This is a genomic window from Euzebya rosea, assembly GCF_003073135.1.
In the GTDB taxonomy this organism is placed as follows: Bacteria; Actinomycetota; Nitriliruptoria; order Euzebyales; family Euzebyaceae; genus Euzebya; species Euzebya rosea.
This window is the reverse complement of the sequence record NZ_PGDQ01000001.1, coordinates 197601-216068: the sequence shown is the minus strand read 5'-3', so window position 1 is coordinate 216068 and position 18468 is coordinate 197601. Positions and strand designations below refer to the sequence as shown.

Sequence of the window (18468 nt, the reverse complement as noted above, 5' to 3'; positions counted from 1 at the left end):
CGACCGGCAGTAGGCTCTCGGGAACGATTGCCTCCACGGAAGGGCCTGCAATGCTGGTGCTCACCCGCCGCGCCAACGAAAGCATCATGATCGGCGACGACATCGTGATCACGGTGCTCGACGTCCGCGGCGACCAGATCCGACTCGGGATCAAGGCTCCGCGCTCGGTCGCGGTGCACCGCGAAGAGGTGTACGCGGAGCTGCAGGAAGCCAACCAGGCGGCTGCGTCGCCGTCGAAGGCGGCCATGGCCAACCTCAGCAAGCTGCTGCCACCCGGCACCGGGTCGACGCAGGACTGACCGGCTGGCCGGCATCCCGTCGGCCCACGTGGGGGACACTGGACACATGCACACACCCCCTCGCATCGTCGTGGTCGGGGGTGGCTATGCGGGCGTGATGGCTGCGCGTGCCGCCCTGGAACGCCGCGCGCACGTGACGCTCGTCGACGCCGACGGCCGCCACGGGTTCCTGCCCCGCCTGGCCACGGTCGCCGCCGGGGTCGGCCCGATCGGCGACGCCGACGCACCCCTGGCCGACCTGCTGCCCGGCGTCACGCTGGTCACCGAGCTGGTCGAGGGCATCGACCACCGGGCGCGGGCCCTGGCGACCGCCGACGGTCGGGGCATCGAGTGGGACGCCCTCGTCCTCGCGGCCGGTGCACAGGCATCGGCACCGCCCGTCCCGGGGCTGACGGACCATGCCTGGACGCTGCGCAACCCCGACGACGCCAAGCGCCTCCGCGAGCTGGTCCCGACCGCCGAGTCCCTCGTGATCGTCGGGGCCGGATCCACCGGTACCCAGCTGGCCGGCGAAGCAGCCGCCGCCCATCCCCACCTCCGCGTGCACCTGCTGGAGATGGCTGATCGGATCCTCCCCTCCCTGCCCGTGGGCATGGCCGACCGGGCCCGCGACGTCCTCCGGGACCGACGGGTACGGATCCGGACGGGGGTGTCGCTGGAACGTGTCGGTCCCGAGGGCGCCGACCTCGACGACGGGACCACCGTGCCGGGCCTCGTGGTCTGGACCGGCGGCTACGCCAGCAACGGCAACGCCCTGCTGCCCGACGCACCGACCACCGACGGGCGCCTCGTCGTCGACCGCTGCGCCCGCGTCAGCGGCCACGACCGCGTCCTGGCGGCCGGGGACATCGCTGCGCACCGGGGACCGGGCGGTCGGGTCCTGCCACAGACCGCGCAGGTCGCGGTGCGTGCCGGACGCCTCGCCGGCGCCAACGCCGCTCGCATCGCCGAGGGCGTCCGGCCCAGGGCCGGACGGCTGCGCCACATCGGCTGGGTCCTCCCGCTCGGGGACGGCCAGGCGGTCGCCCAGGTCGGACCGGTTCCCCTGACCGACCCGCTGACCGGTCGGCTCGCCCCGCTGCTGCACGACGCCATCGACGTGCGCCACCTGCTGACCGTCGGCGGCCTGCCGGCCGCGGTGCGCCACCACCAGGACTTCGTCAGCCTCCCCTGAGTGCGCCCTCGAGGGATCCCCACCGTCGGAACCGCCCGACGTGGCCCTCGACGTGGCCCCCGCCGCGGGTGCAGCATCGCCGTATGGACTCCCTGCAGCGGCTCGCCGCGTTCACCACCGACCCTGCCGGTGGCAACCCTGCCGGCGTCCACATCGCCGAGGCCCTGCCCGACGACGCCTCGATGCTGGCGATCGCAGCCGACGTCGGATACTCCGAAACCGCGTTCCTGGCCCCGGCGTCGCCCGGCCGGATCGACCGCTGGCAGACCCGGTACTGGTCACCGCTCGCGGAGGTCGACTTCTGCGGCCACGCGACCATCGCCTCGGGTGTGGCGCTGGCGGCCGCGCACGGTGAGGGCACCTACGTGCTGGTCACCAACGTCGGTGAGGTGGTCGTGGAGACGTCCTCCGACGGCGACGGTCCAACCGCGACGCTGGAGTCCGTCGACCCCCGTACCACACCCCTGACCGCAGCTCGTCTGGATGCCCTGCTCGCCACGTTCGCATGGACCACCGACGTCCTCCATCCGGACTGGACGCCCGCGGTGGCGTTCGCCGGTGTGTGGCATCCCGTCCTCGTCCTGGCAGACCGCGCCGTGCTGGCCGGGATGACCTACGACTTCGATGCGCTGCAGCAGCTGATGACCGATGAGGGCTGGACCACCATCCAGGTGGTGGTCCCGACCGCGGACGGGTTCGATGCCCGCGATCCGTTTCCCGTCGGCGGGGTCGTGGAGGACCCGGCGACCGGTGCGGCCGCGGCAGCGCTCGGTGGCTACCTGCGCGCACACGGCCACGTCGAGCCCCCGGCGACGGTCACCGTCCGGCAGGGAGCGGACATGGGACGTCCCAGCACGCTGGTGGTCGACATCCCGCGGACGGGCGGCATCCGCGTCAGCGGACACGCGGCGGCCATCTGACGGGACCCAGGTCGACGTGCGCAGCCGGCACACGACACCGGTCGGTACCGGTGTCCACCCTCCGTAACGCAACGTCTCAGAGCGGTTTCCCACTCCGGCCAGCTCGGCGGGAGCCGAGAGGCTGGTACGGGCCCACCCATCGATGTCACCTACCGAGGTCACGAGGACCCTTCGACGAGACCGATGGTGCAAGCCACATCATTAGACGAAAGTCTCCGAGCGGGTTTGTGGAGGGTGAACACCACTACCGACCGGCGCAGCACACTGTACCGGCGACGTCACCGCTGCAACGGCGGGACCTCGGGCGTCCGGACGACACCCGAGCGGGAATACCTCAGTCCTCGAACAGCCCCATGCGCATCGCGGCAGCCACGGCGGCGGTGCGGTTGCGGGCGCCGAGGCGGTCGAAGACCTCCTGGCAGTGGGCCTTGACGGTGCGCTCGGTCACGCCGAGCTTCTCCGCGATCTCGGGGTTGGTCAGTCCCTCCTTGAGGAACTCCAGCACCTCGCCCTGCCGCGGGGACAGGATCGGCTTGGCCTCCGACGGCTCGATCTCGAGCACCTCGGTGTCGTCGTCGCCCTGCATGTTGGCGCCACGGTCCTCGAAGCGGGTCTCGATGTTGCCGAACTTCACGACATCACCGTGCTTGAGGGCCGCCGAACCCGAGACCTGCTCGTCGTTGACCCACGTGCCACCCGTGGACTTGAGGTCCTCGATGAGGACCGCCCCGGCCGTCTTCCTGATGGTCGCGTGAGCGCGGGAGACATGCGGGTCGTCGATGACGAGGTCCGACGTCGACCGACGGCCGAGGATCTGTTCGTCGGCCTCGATCACGAGGACACGACCCTTCAGTGGCCCGTCGCTCGTCACGACGAACATGGGCAGCGGCTGTAGCCGTTTCGCTGGTCCTACCACGTTCTGACCTCTCCTTCGGCCCGCGTTCGGAGCGCCTCGACCATGGGGACGGGAGTACTGATGGATCCCATGCTGGCTGATTGTGCCTCACCGTGGAAGTCACTGCCGTGTGTCACGACCAAACCACGTTGTGCGGCGATCCGGCGCCAGGCGCGGGCTGCGTCCGGCTCGTACTGATCGCGAGGTGACTCTATGCCGGCCAGTCCGGCGGTGCACATGGCATCCAGCAGTCCCCGATCCACCCCACCCCACGTGGGATGGGCGAGGACCGCTGCACCGCCCGAGGCGCGGACGAGCTCGACACATCGGACCGGATCCAGCGCGCCCTTGGGGACGTAGGCGGGGCATCCCTCCCCCAGCCACTGCGCGAACGCCTGACCGGTCGTCGGGACCAACCCGGATCGCACCATGAGACGGGCGACGTGGGGACGCCCCAGCGACACCGTGTCCCCCATCTGGAGCAAGGGAGAGGGATCGATGTCGGCGCCGTGGGCGTTGAGCGCGTCCACCATGGCCAGCGCCCGGTCACGCCTGGCGGTCCTCAGGCGCTCGAGCTCGGTGGAGAGGGGCCCCTCGGCGTCGACGAAGTAGGCGAGCAGGTGGACCGATCGTGGGCTGTCCCCGGTGCCGGGCGCGGCAGCGACCTCTGCGGACAGCTCGACCGCCGGCACCCAGCACAACCCGAACGTGGCGCAGGCCTCGGCGGCTTCCTCGAAGTGTGCCGTCGTGTCGTGGTCGGAGACAGCCAGCCCGTCGAGTCCCCCGGCCCAGGCCATGCGTGCGAGGTCGAAGGGGCCGGCATGCCCGTCGGAGTAGGTGGTGTGGCTGTGGAGGTCGAAGGCCATGCACGCACCGTACGGAGGGGGTGTGACGTCCACGCCGCCCCCCTCGCCCTGACCCCCTGAACCGCGACCACGTACGTACGCAGGACCGCCACCGCACCCACGACATCCGTACGTACGGCGAAACTGATCAGATCGGACGATGGCGGGCCCGCGCACGACGGGTCATCCTCATCGTGGTGCCCAGCAATCCGCAGTCATCGGACCGAGGACCCGACCGAACGGTCCGGGTCCTCGTCGTCGAGGACGACCCCCACCTCAGCGACTACCTGTCCATCGAGGTGGGCGCTCGACCGTTGGCCGACGGGTTCAGCACCGAGGTCGTCGCGGCCGCCAGCCTCGAGGCCGCCCTGGAGCACGTGGACGACGTGGACCTCGTGCTGCTCGACCTGGAGCTCCCCGACTCCCAAGGCCTGGACACCTTGCTGCGGATCGTCCAGACGGCCCCGGCCGTGCCGGTGATCGTGGTCACCGGCACCGTGGACGAGGAGTTCGGCGAGATGGCGCTGGCCGCGGGGGCCAACGAGTTCCTCCGCAAGGGCGACTACGACCGCGACACGCTGCTGCGGAGCATCCGGCACGCGCTGGCACGCCACCGGTACTTCCTGTCGATCATCGACGTGCTCGCCCGACGGCGGACTGCCGAGGAGCAGATCGCCGTCCTCGAGTCCCTCGGCGCCGGCGGCACGAGCGTTGCCGCCCGATCGGCCGGCCGATCGTCGCTGTCGGAGACCTTTCCGGACGTCTTCGAGACGGCACGAACGCAGTACGGCGAGCTCGTGGCGCAGTACGTGGAGGAACGCGGACTCGAGGTCGACTACAACGTGGCCAGCCGTGCGAAGGCGCTGGCCGGCGACGTCGCCCTCCTCCGGGTCACCCCACGCGACGTCGTCGACGTGCACGTTGCCGCCCTCCGGGACCTCACCGACGGCGTGGGACGGGGTCGGGTCCGGGCCCTGATGGACGCCGGCCAGATCCTCTTGGTCCAGGTGCTCGGCCACCTTGCGTCCTACTACCGTGCACAGGCCGTCGGGCGCGCCGTCGGCTTGCTCACGCCCCTCGAACAGCCACCGCCACCCGACGAAGGCAGGCCCTCGTGAAGGCCGTCCGGCTACGCCTCTACATCGGCGGGGAGAGTCCTCGGGCGATCCGCGCCGCATCCAACCTCCGACGGCTGTGCAACCAGCTGCTGGGCGACGACTGGGAGCTGGAGGTGATCGACGTCGTCGATCGCCCCGACCTGGCCGAAGACGCCCGGATCTTCGCGACGCCGACCGTCGTGAAGCTCACCCCCGCCCCCATTCGACGCGCCATCGGCGACCTGAGCGACATCCAGCGGCTTGCCGCCGCACTTGACCTCGGGGTCCCGAGCGACGAGGAGATCTCCAACCTGTGACGCCCATTCCCAGCATCGACCGCGTGCCGACCGGCAACTCGGGCCTGGACCACATCCTCCACGGTGGCATGCCTGCCGGCCGTACGACCCTCGTCAGCGGATCGGCGGGCAGCGGCAAGACCGTGTTCGCCCTGCAGTTCCTCATCGACGGCGTCCGCAAGTACGACGAGCCGGCGGTCTTCGTGACGTTCGAGGAACGCCCGCACCTGATCCGCATGAACGCCGCAGCGCTCGGCTTCGACATCGCCGCCCTCGAGGAGGCCGGGAAGTGGGCGTTCATCGATGTCTCCTATGACCCCTCGGAGGACGAGGAGGTCATCGGACGCTACGACTTCGTGGCGTTGCTCGCGCGCATCGAGCACGCGGTCCGGACCACCGGTGCGAAGCGGGTGGCGATCGACTCCGTCGGGGCCGTGTTCACCCGCTTCGCCGAACCACACGGCGTTCGGCGGGAGCTGGCGCGGGTGGCCGACGGCCTCAGGTCGTTGGGGGTCACGGCCGTCCTGACCAGCGAACGCACGCAGGAGTACGGCGAGATCGCCCGATTCGGCGTCGAGGAGTTCGTCTGCGACAACGTCCTCGTGCTCCGCAACGTGCTGCAGGAGGAGTCGCGCCGCCGCACCATCGAGGTCCTGAAGATGCGGGGCATCGATCACCTGACCGGTGAGTTCCCGTTCACCATCCTCCCGGGGCAGGGGATCGTCGTCATCACCCTCGCCGGGACGGACCTGACCGCCGGGTCGACCACCGAACGGATCACGTCGGGGCTGGAGGAGCTCGACGAGATGTGCAGCGGGGGGATGTTCCGCGACTCCGTCACCCTCGTCTCGGGGGCCACGGGAACGGGCAAGACCCTCCTCGTGACCGAGTTCATCGACGGCGGCGCCTCGCGGGGCGAACGATCGTTGATCCTGGCCTTCGAGGAGAGCAGGGCCCAGCTGTACCGCAACGCCGCGGGCTGGGGCCGCGACTTCGCCAGCATGGAGGCGGAGGGGTCGCTGCGGGTGGAGTGCGCGTACCCGGAGGTCATGTCCCTGGAGGACCACCTCGTGGCGATCAAGCAGGCCGTGGAGGAGTTCAACCCCACCCGCATGGCGGTCGACAGCCTGTCAGCGCTGGAGCGCATCGCCCCCGAACGCAGCTTCCGCGAGTTCCTCATCGGGCTGACCTCGTTCATCAAGCATCGTCAGATCGCGGCGTTGCTGACCGCCACGGCCCGATCGTTGCTGGGCGGCGAGTCCACCACCGAGGCCCACATCTCGACGCTGACCGACATGATCATCCTGCTGCGGTACGTCGAGACCGGCGGGGAGATCCGTCGCGGGCTCACCGTGCTGAAGCTACGGGGTTCCACCCACGACAAGCGCATCCGGGAGTTCAGGATCGACGGGACGGGCATGCACGTCGGTGCGCCGTTCCGCGACATCACCGGCATCCTTGCCGGCACCCCGCGACACGTGGTGACCAACGCCCTGGACGAGGTGGCCAACCTCTTCGACGGGACCTGACCAACGCCTGATCACCGCCGGGCCAGCAGCACCATGCGGGTCTCGGGACTGATCGGCCGCTGGTCCCAGTCCCCCATGACCTCGACGTCGGCGAACCCGGCGGCGCGAGCCATGGCCACGAGCTCCGTCGGCGTGTAGAGGCGGACGTCGAACCGCCTCGTGGTGCCATCGGGCATGCGGAGCGTCGAGTGGTTCACCCCCGTGACCCAGTCGATCGAGGGCTCCTCGCTGGCGCCGGTGTCGCCCATCGGGAACCGCTGGCCGGGCTGGTGGATCCGCGCGACCCGATCACGATGGTTGCCGGTCATGACCAGGAGGCCCCCGGGTACCAGCACGTCGCACCACGCCGACAACGCCGCTTGGTCCTCGGCGTCGTCGTCGAAGTACCCGATTGCGCTGTAGAGGTTGAGCACCACGTCGAACGGACCCGGCGGCGGGGTGCGCATGTCGCCCCGCTGGTAGGTCGGCCCGGGGTTGCGCTCCTCGGCCAGCGCCAGCTGGTCGGCGGAGATGTCCAGTCCGGTCACCCGGTGGCCGTCGGCGTGCAGCGGACCGGCGTGGCGGCCGAAGCCGCACGGGACGTCGAGGATGCGCAGCCCCGTGTCGGCGGGCAGCACTGACCGCAGTCCCGCGAGCTCCTCGTCGGTGCCGGCGAAGGCCCCCGCCGCATCCCACACGTCGGTGTAGGTCCGGTCGAAGAAGCTGCGGTACCAGGGGTCCGACATGGTGCGGCAGCCTCGCACCGGACCGGCCGTGCAGCAAGGCAATGCACGCGGTGGTTCACTCCTGCCGCGGACCTCCGGCGGACACCGAACGGGGAGACGTTCCTTGCCAGGATCACTCATCGCACCGCTCGCAGCGATCGTGCTGCTGTTCGCGTCGGTCGCAGCCCAGGCGGCCGAGACCGAACCCTTCCTGCCCACCCCTGCTGCTCCCGCGGCGGAGGCCAACGTGCAGGCACCGCTGCTGCACGCCGACGACGCCTCGGCGATCGACGGGCAGTACATCGTCGTGCATCGCAAGCGGGCCTCGCTGCTCGACATTCGAGGGACCGAAGCCCTCGTGGGCGTGCTCGGCGGCACGGTGCACCACCGCTACTCCTCGGCCCTCCGCGGATTCTCCGCGACGCTGTCCGACGCGGCGGTCGACGCCCTTCGCAGCGACCCGAACGTGGAGTACATCGAGGCCGACCGGACGGTCACCCTCGACGCCACGCAGTCCGGCGCGACCTGGGGCCTGGACCGGATCGACCAGCGCAACCTGCCCCTCGACGGTGACTACACCTGCACCGCGTCGGGCCAGGGCGTGCACGTCTACGTCGTCGACACCGGCACCCGGGCCACCCGGAGATGTACAGCTACAGCGGCTCGGGAAGCTACGCCTTCCAGCTCGACCGCCCGTAGCACCGGCCAGCAACCGACGACGACCCGCGCCCGTGGCGCGGGTCGTCGTCGTCTGCTGTCCGATCCCGGGTGTCCTCGCGCGGCTCAGGTGAACGCGGTGCTTGCTGGCGTTCACCTGCGAGACGCCGCACTCCGGTCCAGTGGTGTCCTCGCGCGGCTCAGGTGAACGCGGTGCTTGCTGGCGTTCACCTGCGAGACGCCGCACTCCGGTCCAGTGGTGTCCTCGCGCGGCTCAGGTGAACGCGGAGATCCCGGTGAGGTGGCGTCCCAGCAGCAGGCGCTGGATCTGGCTGGTGCCCTCGTAGAGGGTCGTCACGCGGGCGTCACGCAGGTACCGGCCGACGGGGTACTCGTCGGAGTAGCCGTAGCCGCCGTGCACCTGCACGGCCCGGTTGGCGTTCCTGACCGCAGCCTCCGACGCGAAGGTCTTGGCGACGCTGGACTCCACGGTGTGCCGCTCGCCCTTGTCGTGCTTCCACGCGACCTTCCAGGTCAGCGCACGGCTGGCCTCGAGGTCGAGGTAGATCTCGCTGAGCAGCTCCTGCACCAGCTGGAACCCGCCGATCTTCTTGCCGAACTGCTCCCGCTCCAGCGCGTACGCCAGCGACGCGTCCAGGCAGGCCTGCGAGATGCCGGTGCAGCCAGCGGCCAGGGAGAACCGGCCGTTGTCCAGCGAGTGCAGCGCGATGCGCAGGCCCTTGCCGACCTCACCCAGCACGTTCTCCTTCGGCACCCGGACGTCGGTCAGCGACAGCTCCGCCGTGTCACCGGCCCGCAGGCCGAGCTTGCCGTGCAGCGGTGTGCCCGAGTACCCCGGCGTGTCCTGCGGGACGAGGAAGGCGGTGATGCCGTCATCGGTCTGGGCGTAGACGACGGTGAGGATCCCGCGCGACCCGTTGGTGATCCACATCTTCGAGCCGTTGATGACCCAGTCGTCGCCGTCCCGACGGGCGAAGGTCGTCATGCCGTTGGGGTTCGAGCCGTGGTCGGGTTCGGTCAGGCCGAACGCCCCCAGTCCCTCGGTCGCCAGGCGTGGCAGCCACTCCTGCTTCTGCTCCTCCGTCCCGTAGTTCAGCAGCGAGGAACCGACCAGGCCGAGGTTGACGGAGATCATCGAACGGATCGACGCGTCGGTGCGGCCGGTCTCCTCCACGATCAACCCGTAGGAGAGGTAGTCCAGGCCCATCCCGCCGTACTCGGTCGGGATCGTCGCGCCGAGGAACCCGACGTCGAACAGCTTGGGTACCAGCTCCTCGGGAAACGCCTCGGTGCGGTCCAGCTCGCGAGCGTTGGGCGCGAGCTCGCGATCGCAGAAATCCTTCGCCAGCTGGCGGATGCCAGCCTGCTCGTCGTTGAGATCGAAGTCCATGTCGCGTCAGCGTAGCCAACCCGCAGTCCCCGCAGGGGAACGACGCCCTCCCCGTGGGCCGACCCCGTTCACCGCGCGTGACCAAACGGATGGTGGATCTTGGTTCCGCTGTCGCCGTCGCGTAGGTTGCCGCCACCGGACGCTGGCGGAACATCGTTCCACCAGGATGAACAACGTTCGGCAACACTCCCGCCGAGAACAAGGAATATCCCTCGATGATCCGTCGAACCATCCCCGTGATGGTGCTGCTGCTGGTCGCATCCCTGACCGCCGTCGCCCCATCGCTCGCACAGGACGAGAGCCCGCCCGAGTCCGCCCTCGTCCGCCTCGCCGGTGACGGCCGTGCTGCCACCGCGGCCGCCATCGCCGGCCAGCGTGACGTGGCCGACCACGTGCTGATCGCCCGCCAGGACTCCTTCCCGGACGCCCTCGTGGGGTCCGTGCTGGCCGGTGCGCTGGACGCGCCGATCCTGCTGGCCGCCACCGACGGCCTGCCCGAGGCAACCGTCGATGCGATCGCTGACTTGGGTGCATCCTCGGCCACGCTGCTCGGCGGGACCGCTGCGCTCGGCGAAGCCGTCGAGACGGCGCTGGCCGACCTGGGCCTGGACGTCGACCGCCTTGCCGGTGACGGCCGCCACGAGACCGCTGCGGCCATCGTCCGTGCCGCCGTCGCCGCCGACCCGACCATCCCCGGCCAGGTGGGCGGCCAGCGCACCGCCTTGGTCGCCAGCGCCGGCGGGTTCGCCGACGCCCTCGTCGGTGGTGCGGTCGCGGCAGGCGCAGGCCTGCCCCTCCTGCTCGTCGACGCCGACGGCGTGCCCGAGCAGACCTCGGCCCTCGTGGACGAGCTGGCCATCGAGCGCCTCGTCGTCCTGGGCGGCACTGCCGTGATCAGCGAAAACACCGTCGCTGACCTCGAGGCCCTGGACGTCGACGTCACCCGGCTGGCCGGCGACGGCCGTCAGGCCACCGCGGCCGAGGTCGCAACGTGGGCCATGACCGCCCTCGACTGGCGTCCGACCGCTGCCGTCCTTGCCACCGGCGATGACTTCCCCGACGCCCTCGCCGCCGCGCCGCTGGCGGGTGACCTGTCTGCGCCGGTCCTGCTGGCCGGCGGCGACATCGCGTCCGACGCCCTGGCCTCGGCCCTGGGCTGCACCGTCTCGACCCTCTACGTCGCGGGTGGCGAGAACGCCGTCAGCGACGCCGACGCCCAGTCCGTGCTGGACGCGGCAGCGACCGGTGATGTCTGCGACCTCGCCGTCACCGCGTTCCCGGACGTGGCCGTCGTGCCCGTCGGCAAGGCCTTCACCGTCACCGCGGACCTGATCGACCGTGACGCCAGCTTCGCGTCGGTCGACCTCGACGGCGTCGAGGCGACGTTCACCGTCACCCCCGACACCAACAGCATCGGCATGGCCGTCCCCACCATGGGGATGGAGACCGTCCCGGCGGCCGCCGATGGCACCGCTGCGGCGACCTTCACCTCCAACACCCCGGGCCTGGTCGTGGTCAACGTCTGCGCTGCCGGCCCCGACGGTGAGGAGACCTGCGACACCTCCGCGGTGCGCTTCGCCGCCCGGTACGCCGCCTCCCTCGACAACATGGCGGCCCACGTCAACGTCATCGACGACGAGGTGTGCCTCGCCGGCTCGCCCGCCGACTCCGTCACCCGCCTCCGCATCAGCGATGGCACGACGACCTTCGCCGTCGACGGGTCGGAAGGCTGCCTGCCCGCCGACGGGCTGACCGCCCGTGACGTCGACGCCGACATCGACAGCTGGACGCTGGCCATCAACGGCGCGGCGGCCGAGGGCTTCGCGGCCATCGGCAGCGACTACAGCGAGTTCGAGACCACGGAGGCACCGCCGTACGACGTCAACGAGTCGACCACGAGCGGTATCGACCACATCGTCACCGTGCCCGGCACCAGCGGCTCGACATCGATCAACTTCCTCGAAGTCGACGGCGTGGAGGTCATGGCGACGAGCGGACGGTACGGCCTGCAGCTGTTCGACATCGGCGACCCCGCGGCTCCCGTCGCACTCGGGTCGGCGGACATGCCGGGCTTCTGGCAGAACGAGGACATGGACGTCGACGACAGCCGCGACCTGGTCTTCCTCTCCCGCGACCCACGGGCCTACGGCGGTTCGACCGACGACGGCGTGGCCGGCGTGTACATCTTCGACGTGTCCGACCCAACCGACATCGTCGAGCTGGCCTTCCACGAGCTGCCGACCGGCCACACCGCCACGTGTGTCCTGTCCGACTCCGGCCCGTGTGACTACCTGTGGTCCGGCGGTCCGGCAACCGGTGAGCACCAGCCCGAGGACTGGGCCGGCCGCCCGATCTTCGTCACCGACATCACCGATCCCGCCAAGCCGTTCACGTATCCCCAGCCGCTGGTCACCAACCAGAACGACGGCGTGACCGACTACGCCCACGACGTCCAGGTCGACGCCGAGGGCATCGCCTGGGTCTCCTCCCGCGGTGGCATCTACGGCTACCACACCATGGGCACCCACACCGACCCGGTGACGGGCGAGGAGCGCGTGGCCACCCCCGTCGACCCGATCCCCTACGCCGGCGGCACGCTCGCCGACGAGGCCGCACCCAGCCGCCTCGTGCACAACTCCTTCCGCGCCGTGGGCGACACGGCCGACCAGGCCGCGGACCTCGACGCCAGCGGCTTCGCCGAGGGCGAGCTGATCTACAACACCGAAGAGGCGTTCTCCACCCGGTGCGAGACCGACGGTCGGTTCGTCATCGCGAGCCTGTCGGGCAGCGAGTCCGGGGCCGGCTTCGTGTCCACTCCCGATGACCCGTACCGCCTGGAGACGGTGGGGATCTGGTCGCCGACGATGGTCGAGGGCCAGTCCCCCGACCTGTTCTGCAGCGCCCACTACTTCGACGTGCAGGACGGCATCGTGGCCTACTCCTGGTACGCCCAGGGCACCCGCTTCCTGGACGTGTCCGACCCGGCGAACCCTCGCCAGATCGCCTACTCCCGCCCCACCGGCGGAAGCAGCTACGCGCCGTACTTCCACGGCGACTACGTGATCGTCGCCGACAGCCGTCGCGGTGTGGAGGTCCTGCAGCTCAACGACGATGCCATGGCCGCACTCGCCGGTGACGAGGAGGTGCTCGCCCCGGTGTTGCCGGGCGCCACCTTCGCGCAGCGACAGGCCACTGGTTCGGCCGCGACCGACGCCGGAACCTGGGTCGCCGACCCGCTCTTCGGCTGGTCCTGCGCCATCCTCGTCGAGGAGACGACCTCGGCGTAGCCAGGTCGCTGAACAGACGGACGCCCGGGCCCTCGTGGTCCGGGCGTTCGCGTTGTCGGGCGTAGGCTGCCGCACGTGCCTGCTGGTCCTCCCCCTCCCGTCGTCGGCGTCGGCGCCGTGGTCGTCCACGATGGCCGCCTGCTGGTCGTCCAGCGGGGCAACGAGCCCGCCCGCGGCTCGTGGACCCTCCCCGGCGGACGGCTCGAGCCGGGCGAGACCATCGACGCGGGTGTGCTCCGAGAGCTCGAGGAGGAGACCGGTCTGCGGGGGCGCGTCGTGGCGTTGTGCGGGGTTGCGCACCGGATGGGTCCGACACACAACTTCGTGATCCTCGACTACCGAGTCGACGTCGCCGACATCTCCACGCTGCGGGCCGGCGACGATGCCGCAGCGGTCAGGTTCGTGACCAGGTCGGCGCTGGAGGCCCTCCCGACGGTGCCCGGAACGGTGGCGTTCCTGGACGACCAAGGACTACTCGACGAGCTGACTGGGTAATGATTGGCCATCGCCGAGGGGGACGGGAAGGAAGATCGACTCAATGACCCAGCCCTCGACGGACACCGAGGCGCTGCTCGAACTCGCCGAAGTGCTGGCCGGCCGACATTCCATCACCCGTCGACTCGAGGAGCTGTGCCGCCTCGCAACGGTCATGGTGGGCTGCGACCGTGCGTCGGTCTACGTGCTCGAGGACGGTCGCTTCAGGCCGTGGGCACAGCACGGCGTGCCCGAGGACCTGCTTCCACTGCTCGAGAACACGTCGTTCTCCCCCCGCCATCCGCTCGTGCGACGGGCCGTCGACAGCGACGAAGCCGTGATCATCGATGACCTGGGCGAGTCCGGTCTCCTCGGTCCATGGGTCGCCCGCACCGGTGTCCACGCCTTGATCCTTGCCGCACTCGTGTCGCACGACCACGACGCCCCACGTGCGGTGGGGTTCATCAGCGTCGACTACGCGGGTCCGGACGAGCGGCCCGACGACAGCGCGGCCCGGCACGTGCTGGCGATCGCCCGTGTCGCCGGACCGGTGGTGCAGACGGAGCTCATGCGGCGCACCGAACGTGCGCACCGGCGACAGGCCCGCGCCCGGGTGCAGCTGGTCGAGGGCTTGCTCCGAGTGGGGGCCGACGCCGTCGACAACAGCGGCCGCCCGTCGGTCCTGACGCGTGTGGTCGAGCTGCTGGCGAACGGAGGGTTCGCATCCGGGGCACGGATCGTCACCGACGACGAGGTGGGACGTGTCGTCGCGGCGGCAGGGGTGCCCGTCGGCGATGCCGTCAACGAGGTGGCCGACACCGCAGCTCGGATCGTCAGGGTCCCGGTCGAGGGCGACGTGCTGGCGATCGAAGCGCTGGTGCTGGGAGACCCCGAGGTCGCGAGCAGCGGGGTTGCGCTGGTCGCGGGCCACCTCTCGGCGTTGCTCGGCCGGATGGACGCGGCCGACCGCATGCGTCAGATGGCGCTGACCGACGACGTGACGAACCTGCCGAACCGTCACCACCTCGTGGCGTTCCTGGCCGAACACCTCCCCACGAGCGCCATGACCGTGCTGGCCCTTGACCTCGACAGCTTCAAGATCATCAACGACAGCCTCGGCCACGACGCCGGTGACTCCGCGCTCCGTGAGATCGCCGACCGGCTGCTGAACGCCACGACTCCGCACTTCGTGGCCCGGTTCGGCGGTGACGAGTTCGTCGTGGTGGTGCGGGACGAGGATCCCGACCAGGTCGTGGCTCGCGTCCGCACCGTGCTCGAACGTCCCCTGAGCAAGGCGTCGGGTGGAGGGTCGGCAAGCGCCAGCATCGGCCTTGCGTCCGCCGCTCGTGGTGCTGACCCGGCCGATGTCCTGCGCGACGCCGACGCCGCCATGTACGTGGCGAAGTCAGGCGGGGCAGGGCGGGTCCAGCGCTTCGACCGCGCGACCCGAACCGAGGCGATCCGCCGCCAGGAGCTGGCCACGCAGCTGCGGGTCGGGCTGCACGCGGGTCAGCTGGAGCTGTTCCACCAGCCGTCCTGGTCGCTGCCGGACCGTCGGCTCGGCGGCTTCGAGGCGCTCCTGCGCTGGAGACGGACCGGCGGAACGGTCTGGCTGCCGTCCCAGTTCCTCGACGTGGCCGACCAGTCGCTGCTGATGCACACCATCAACGACTGGGTCATCGACGAGGCCTGCCGGCAGGCGGCACGTCGCCTCGAGGTCGACGCCACCCTCGACTTCGCCATCAACCTGTCGCCTCGCTGGCTGGACCGCGGCGTCGTGGCCACGGTCGAGGCGGCGCTGGAGACCCACGGGCTCCCACCCGAACGGCTGGTCGTGGAGGTGACCGAGGACGGCGTGCTGACACCGGGCACCCCCGCGTGGAACGCCCTGCTCGCGCTTGCAGACCGTGGGGTCCAGCTGTCCCTTGACGACTTCGGCACCGGGTACTCGTCCTTCCTCAGGCTGGCCGAGCTCCCCTTGGCCGAGATCAAGATCGACCGCGAGGTGGTCCACCGGCTGACCGACGGCCCCGCAGGACGTGAGCTGATCAGGGCCATCACCAGGGTCGGGGCGTGGAGGGCCGCCCGTGTCGTCGCGGAGGGGGCTCGCGACGACAGCCATCTGGCCGCCCTTGCCGAGCTCGGGTGCACCCACGCGCAGTGCTTTCACCTCGGGGTGCCACTCAACGCCCAGGAGGCGCTGGAGCTGGTGCGAGCGCACGCCCCGGCGGCACGCGAGGACCACTGACCGACCGAGGTCAGGAATTCACCGGGCTCACCCCGTGGGGGCGACTGACTCAGCAGGTCGCCGTTCACCGGTGGCGGCCAGGAACACGCCGGCCAGCATCAACGGTCCACCGAGGGCGAGCAGCGCCGGGGGCACCTCGCCGAGCAGCAGGAAGGCCAGCAGCCCGGCACCGATCGGCTCGCTGAGGACGACGACGGCGACGGTCGTGGCCGGGACCTGGTTGAGCACCTGGTTGAAGATCGTGTGGCCCAGCAGCTGCGGGCCGAGGAGCAGTCCGAGGATGGCCAGCCAGGTGATGCCGTCGAAGCCCACGAGCGCGCTGCCGGTGGCCAGCGACACGACCAACAGCACGATCGCCGACGTGCCGTACACCCATGCGCCGTAGGTGGCCACCGACAGGCGCTGCCGGGTCCGCTGGCCGATCACGAGGTAGCCGCTGACCGCGATCGAACCGCCGAGGGACATCAGGTCACCGAGGAGCGGGTTGGCGCCGGTGGCCCCCTCTCCGCCGTCGGCGATCGCCACGACCGCCGCGCCGGCCATCGCCACGCCGATGCCCAACCAGGTCCGCCGGCTCGGTGGCTGGCCGAGGAACACCCACGAACCGAGCCCGACGAACACCGGCGCGGTCGCGGCGAACACGACCGCCGAGGCGACCGAGGTGTAGGCGAACGCGCCGATGAACAACGCGAAGTGGACCGCCAGGAAGACGCCGCTGAGCAGCATGGCACGGATCTCGGGGGCACTCGGACGGACCGTGTCGCGCAGGGCGAAGGGGATCAGCGCCACGGAACCACCGAAGGACCGCCAGAAGGCCAGCGCCAGGGCAGGGGCCGAGGCCGTCCGGATGAGCACCGCGGCGAAGGACACCGCCAGCATGCCGACCGCCAGCAGCACGCGGACACGAGCGGGCGTGTGCGTCGTGGTGGCGGGTCCCGAGGAGGTGGCGGCGGTCACGGCGACCACGTTGTCAGCCCCGGGCTCCGTCGACCAAAACGTCGCGTGGCCGTCAGGGCCGACAGGCCCGATCAGGGGGGTGGGCGTCGAGGCCGTATACTCCCCCAGACGTTCACCGCCGGTTCCGGCGGCCCTGCCTTGCGCCGATGCTGGCGCCGACATGACCACTCCAAGGAGCTCGAAGCCGCGATGACCCGCGCCGACGTGCACTACGCCCTCGCGATCGACACCGAGATCTGGGAGGCGTCGAAGGTCGACCCGACCCTGCTCGACCCGGTGGTCCGTACCGACGCCGTGCCCGGAACGACCCACCCGTTCGTGGTGGTCCGTGACTACCAGGGCCCCCAGGGGCTGTACCTGGAGTACTTCACGATCACCGACCCGACCGGGGCGGAGGTGTTCCGCTCGGTCGAGCGCAAGGTCAACCTGCGCGGTGAGCAGTTCGAGGACCGGCTGACCACCACCGTCCCGCGGCTGCTCGTGGACCGTGGCGACGAGCACGAGCTGACCTTCTTCGTCGACGGGGACGAGGTCAGCACCGTCCCGATGTTCCTCGAGGTCGGCGGCGGCGGTGACCCCTCGGTCATGGCCGAGGAGACCCTGGCCAAGGCCCTGGGCAAGGGGTCGATCATGTGGATCGTGGTCGACCGCAAGGAGCCGGTGGTGCCGGGCAGCAAGAAGCTGCGCAAGAACCGTCCCCGCGGGCTGGTCTACGAGAAGCACCAGACGCCGGCCTGGTTCGTGCTGGACAAGGGGACGATCTTCGTCTTCTCCGGTCCGACGGAGCAGCAGATCGAGGGCCTCGAGCCGTCGACCGACGAGGTCGAGATCGTGGCCCGATCCAAGGACATGCGTTCGGCCGTCGTGCGGACCAAGGCCACCGTCGAGGTCGTGTCGTCCGATGACCCCCGCTGGGCCAAGGCTGCCGAGGCGGGTGTGGGCAAGCGGCTGAACCTGCCCGATGGCGAGGGCGCCATCGACCGCTGGCGCGAGAAGTGCACGCTGTACGCCCTGACCCCCGTGTTCGCGGGTGCCCCCAGCAAGACCGCCGGCGAGGCCGTTGCGGCTGCCGCGGCGCCTGCCGCAGCGGAGGAGAAGAAGGAGGTCAAGAAGCGCCCGGAGGACGACATCCACGTCGAGGCGCAGATCGACCAGGCCGTCTTCGACAAGCTGGTCGCAGAGGGCAAGTCCGAGCGCGTCGCCCGCGCGAAGGCCAAGGCCGCGTACGTGCGAGCAGAGAAGAAGCGGATCCTCGCGGAGCAGCAGGGCGGCTGAGGACCCGAGCTGCCGCGCAGCGGCCTGGCGAGGCCCGGAAACCGCCCGACCGCTGCGCCGCCAGACCAACACCGCGGAGCAGCAGGGCGGCTGAGGACCCGAGCTGCCGCGCAGCGGCCTGGCCGGCATCGGCCCCTTCGGGCTGACACCACCGCCTTCGGTCGCACCTCGTGGCGACAGGAGCGTCGGTGCGATCGGCATCGAGGCGGTGCCCACGAATGGCGTCGCCCGACGATTGTGGCGGCGGGTGCACCGGTGCACCGGTGACCACAATCGTCGCCGGATGCCAGGTTCGGGGAGCAACGCGTCGGGCAGTCTTGGCCGCCGGCCGGCCAGACGTGACTCACCCTGACTCGCGGAGTTGCGCACCCGCGATCGAGCGGGGATACGGCCTCGACCG

The 18468-nt window shown here is 70.6% G+C and carries 16 protein-coding genes; 11 read left to right on the top strand and 5 right to left on the bottom strand.

Annotated features, from left to right (window positions below; translation table 11 throughout):
* Positions 1-50 precede the first annotated feature (50 nt).
* The 3 genes from csrA to CUC05_RS00865 all read left to right on the top strand — a co-directional run bounded on the left by csrA (position 51) and on the right by CUC05_RS00865 (position 2393).
* The gene (gene csrA / locus CUC05_RS25810) at positions 51-299 is read left to right on the top strand and encodes a carbon storage regulator CsrA (RefSeq protein ID WP_108664183.1); all 249 of its coding nucleotides are present in this window, start codon (positions 51-53) and stop codon (positions 297-299) included.
* A gap of 46 nt (positions 300-345) precedes the next feature.
* Positions 346-1473: an NAD(P)/FAD-dependent oxidoreductase gene (locus CUC05_RS00870; RefSeq protein ID WP_108664182.1), complete on the top strand. Its 1128-nt coding sequence runs from the start codon at positions 346-348 to the stop codon at positions 1471-1473.
* A gap of 83 nt (positions 1474-1556) precedes the next feature.
* Entirely contained in the window at positions 1557-2393 is an 837-nt protein-coding gene (locus tag CUC05_RS00865; protein ID WP_108664181.1) for a PhzF family phenazine biosynthesis protein, read from the top strand.
* A 334-nt stretch (positions 2394-2727) separates the two neighbouring features.
* Here CUC05_RS00865 and CUC05_RS00860 read toward each other — a convergent pair whose 3' ends face one another.
* Entirely contained in the window at positions 2728-3273 is a 546-nt protein-coding gene (locus CUC05_RS00860; protein ID WP_108664180.1) for an FHA domain-containing protein, read from the bottom strand.
* Positions 3274-3302: 29 nt separating this feature from the next.
* Positions 3303-4154 carry a PHP domain-containing protein gene (locus tag CUC05_RS00855; protein WP_108664179.1) on the bottom strand — a complete coding sequence of 284 codons (852 nt, stop codon included), beginning with the start codon at positions 4152-4154 and terminating at the stop codon, positions 3303-3305.
* 176 nt (positions 4155-4330) lie between these two features.
* Here CUC05_RS00855 and CUC05_RS00850 point away from each other — a divergent pair, with 176 nt between their 5' ends.
* Genes CUC05_RS00850 through kaiC form a run of 3 tightly spaced genes read left to right on the top strand, consistent with a single transcriptional unit; the run spans position 4331 to position 7055 of the window.
* Positions 4331-5251 carry a response regulator gene (locus tag CUC05_RS00850; protein WP_157965058.1) on the top strand — a complete coding sequence of 307 codons (921 nt, stop codon included), beginning with the start codon at positions 4331-4333 and terminating at the stop codon, positions 5249-5251.
* Positions 5248-5547 carry a circadian clock KaiB family protein gene (locus CUC05_RS00845; protein ID WP_108664177.1) on the top strand — a complete coding sequence of 100 codons (300 nt, stop codon included), beginning with the start codon at positions 5248-5250 and terminating at the stop codon, positions 5545-5547. The genes CUC05_RS00850 and CUC05_RS00845 overlap by 4 nt, the downstream gene beginning before the upstream one ends.
* Positions 5544-7055 carry a circadian clock protein KaiC gene (gene kaiC, locus CUC05_RS00840; RefSeq protein WP_205712061.1) on the top strand — a complete coding sequence of 504 codons (1512 nt, stop codon included), beginning with the start codon at positions 5544-5546 and terminating at the stop codon, positions 7053-7055. The genes CUC05_RS00845 and kaiC overlap by 4 nt, the downstream gene beginning before the upstream one ends.
* 11 nt (positions 7056-7066) lie before the next feature.
* Here the strand turns inward: kaiC and CUC05_RS00835 are convergent, their stop codons facing one another.
* Positions 7067-7780 carry a class I SAM-dependent methyltransferase gene (locus tag CUC05_RS00835; protein ID WP_157965057.1) on the bottom strand — a complete coding sequence of 238 codons (714 nt, stop codon included), beginning with the start codon at positions 7778-7780 and terminating at the stop codon, positions 7067-7069.
* Positions 7781-7883: 103 nt separating this feature from the next.
* On the opposite strand from CUC05_RS00835, the gene CUC05_RS00830 reads away from it, so the two are divergent.
* Positions 7884-8624 (top strand): protease inhibitor I9 family protein, encoded by a 741-nt coding sequence (locus tag CUC05_RS00830; RefSeq protein ID WP_157965056.1) that lies wholly within the window; start codon positions 7884-7886, stop codon positions 8622-8624.
* Between the two features lie 66 nt (positions 8625-8690).
* Here the strand turns inward: CUC05_RS00830 and CUC05_RS00825 are convergent, their stop codons facing one another.
* Entirely contained in the window at positions 8691-9827 is a 1137-nt protein-coding gene (locus tag CUC05_RS00825; protein ID WP_108664175.1) for an acyl-CoA dehydrogenase family protein, read from the bottom strand.
* Positions 9828-10042: 215 nt separating this feature from the next.
* On the opposite strand from CUC05_RS00825, the gene CUC05_RS00820 reads away from it, so the two are divergent.
* The 3 genes from CUC05_RS00820 to CUC05_RS00810 all read left to right on the top strand — a co-directional run bounded on the left by CUC05_RS00820 (position 10043) and on the right by CUC05_RS00810 (position 15836).
* Complete coding sequence (locus CUC05_RS00820; RefSeq protein ID WP_108664174.1) at positions 10043-13114, top strand: cell wall-binding repeat-containing protein; 3072 nt, start codon at positions 10043-10045, stop codon at positions 13112-13114.
* A 75-nt stretch (positions 13115-13189) separates the two neighbouring features.
* Entirely contained in the window at positions 13190-13609 is a 420-nt protein-coding gene (locus CUC05_RS00815; RefSeq protein ID WP_108664173.1) for an NUDIX hydrolase, read from the top strand.
* A 43-nt stretch (positions 13610-13652) separates the two neighbouring features.
* Positions 13653-15836, top strand: coding sequence for a putative bifunctional diguanylate cyclase/phosphodiesterase (locus CUC05_RS00810; protein ID WP_108664172.1), 2184 nt, complete (start codon positions 13653-13655; stop codon positions 15834-15836).
* 27 nt (positions 15837-15863) lie between these two features.
* Here the strand turns inward: CUC05_RS00810 and CUC05_RS00805 are convergent, their stop codons facing one another.
* The gene (locus CUC05_RS00805; RefSeq protein ID WP_170127886.1) at positions 15864-16793 is read right to left on the bottom strand and encodes a DMT family transporter; all 930 of its coding nucleotides are present in this window, start codon (positions 16791-16793) and stop codon (positions 15864-15866) included.
* A gap of 189 nt (positions 16794-16982) precedes the next feature.
* Here CUC05_RS00805 and CUC05_RS00800 point away from each other — a divergent pair, with 189 nt between their 5' ends.
* Positions 16983-18068, top strand: a complete 1086-nt coding sequence (locus CUC05_RS00800; protein WP_108664170.1) for a hypothetical protein — start codon at positions 16983-16985, stop codon at positions 18066-18068.
* The last annotated feature ends 400 nt before the right edge of the window (positions 18069-18468 follow it).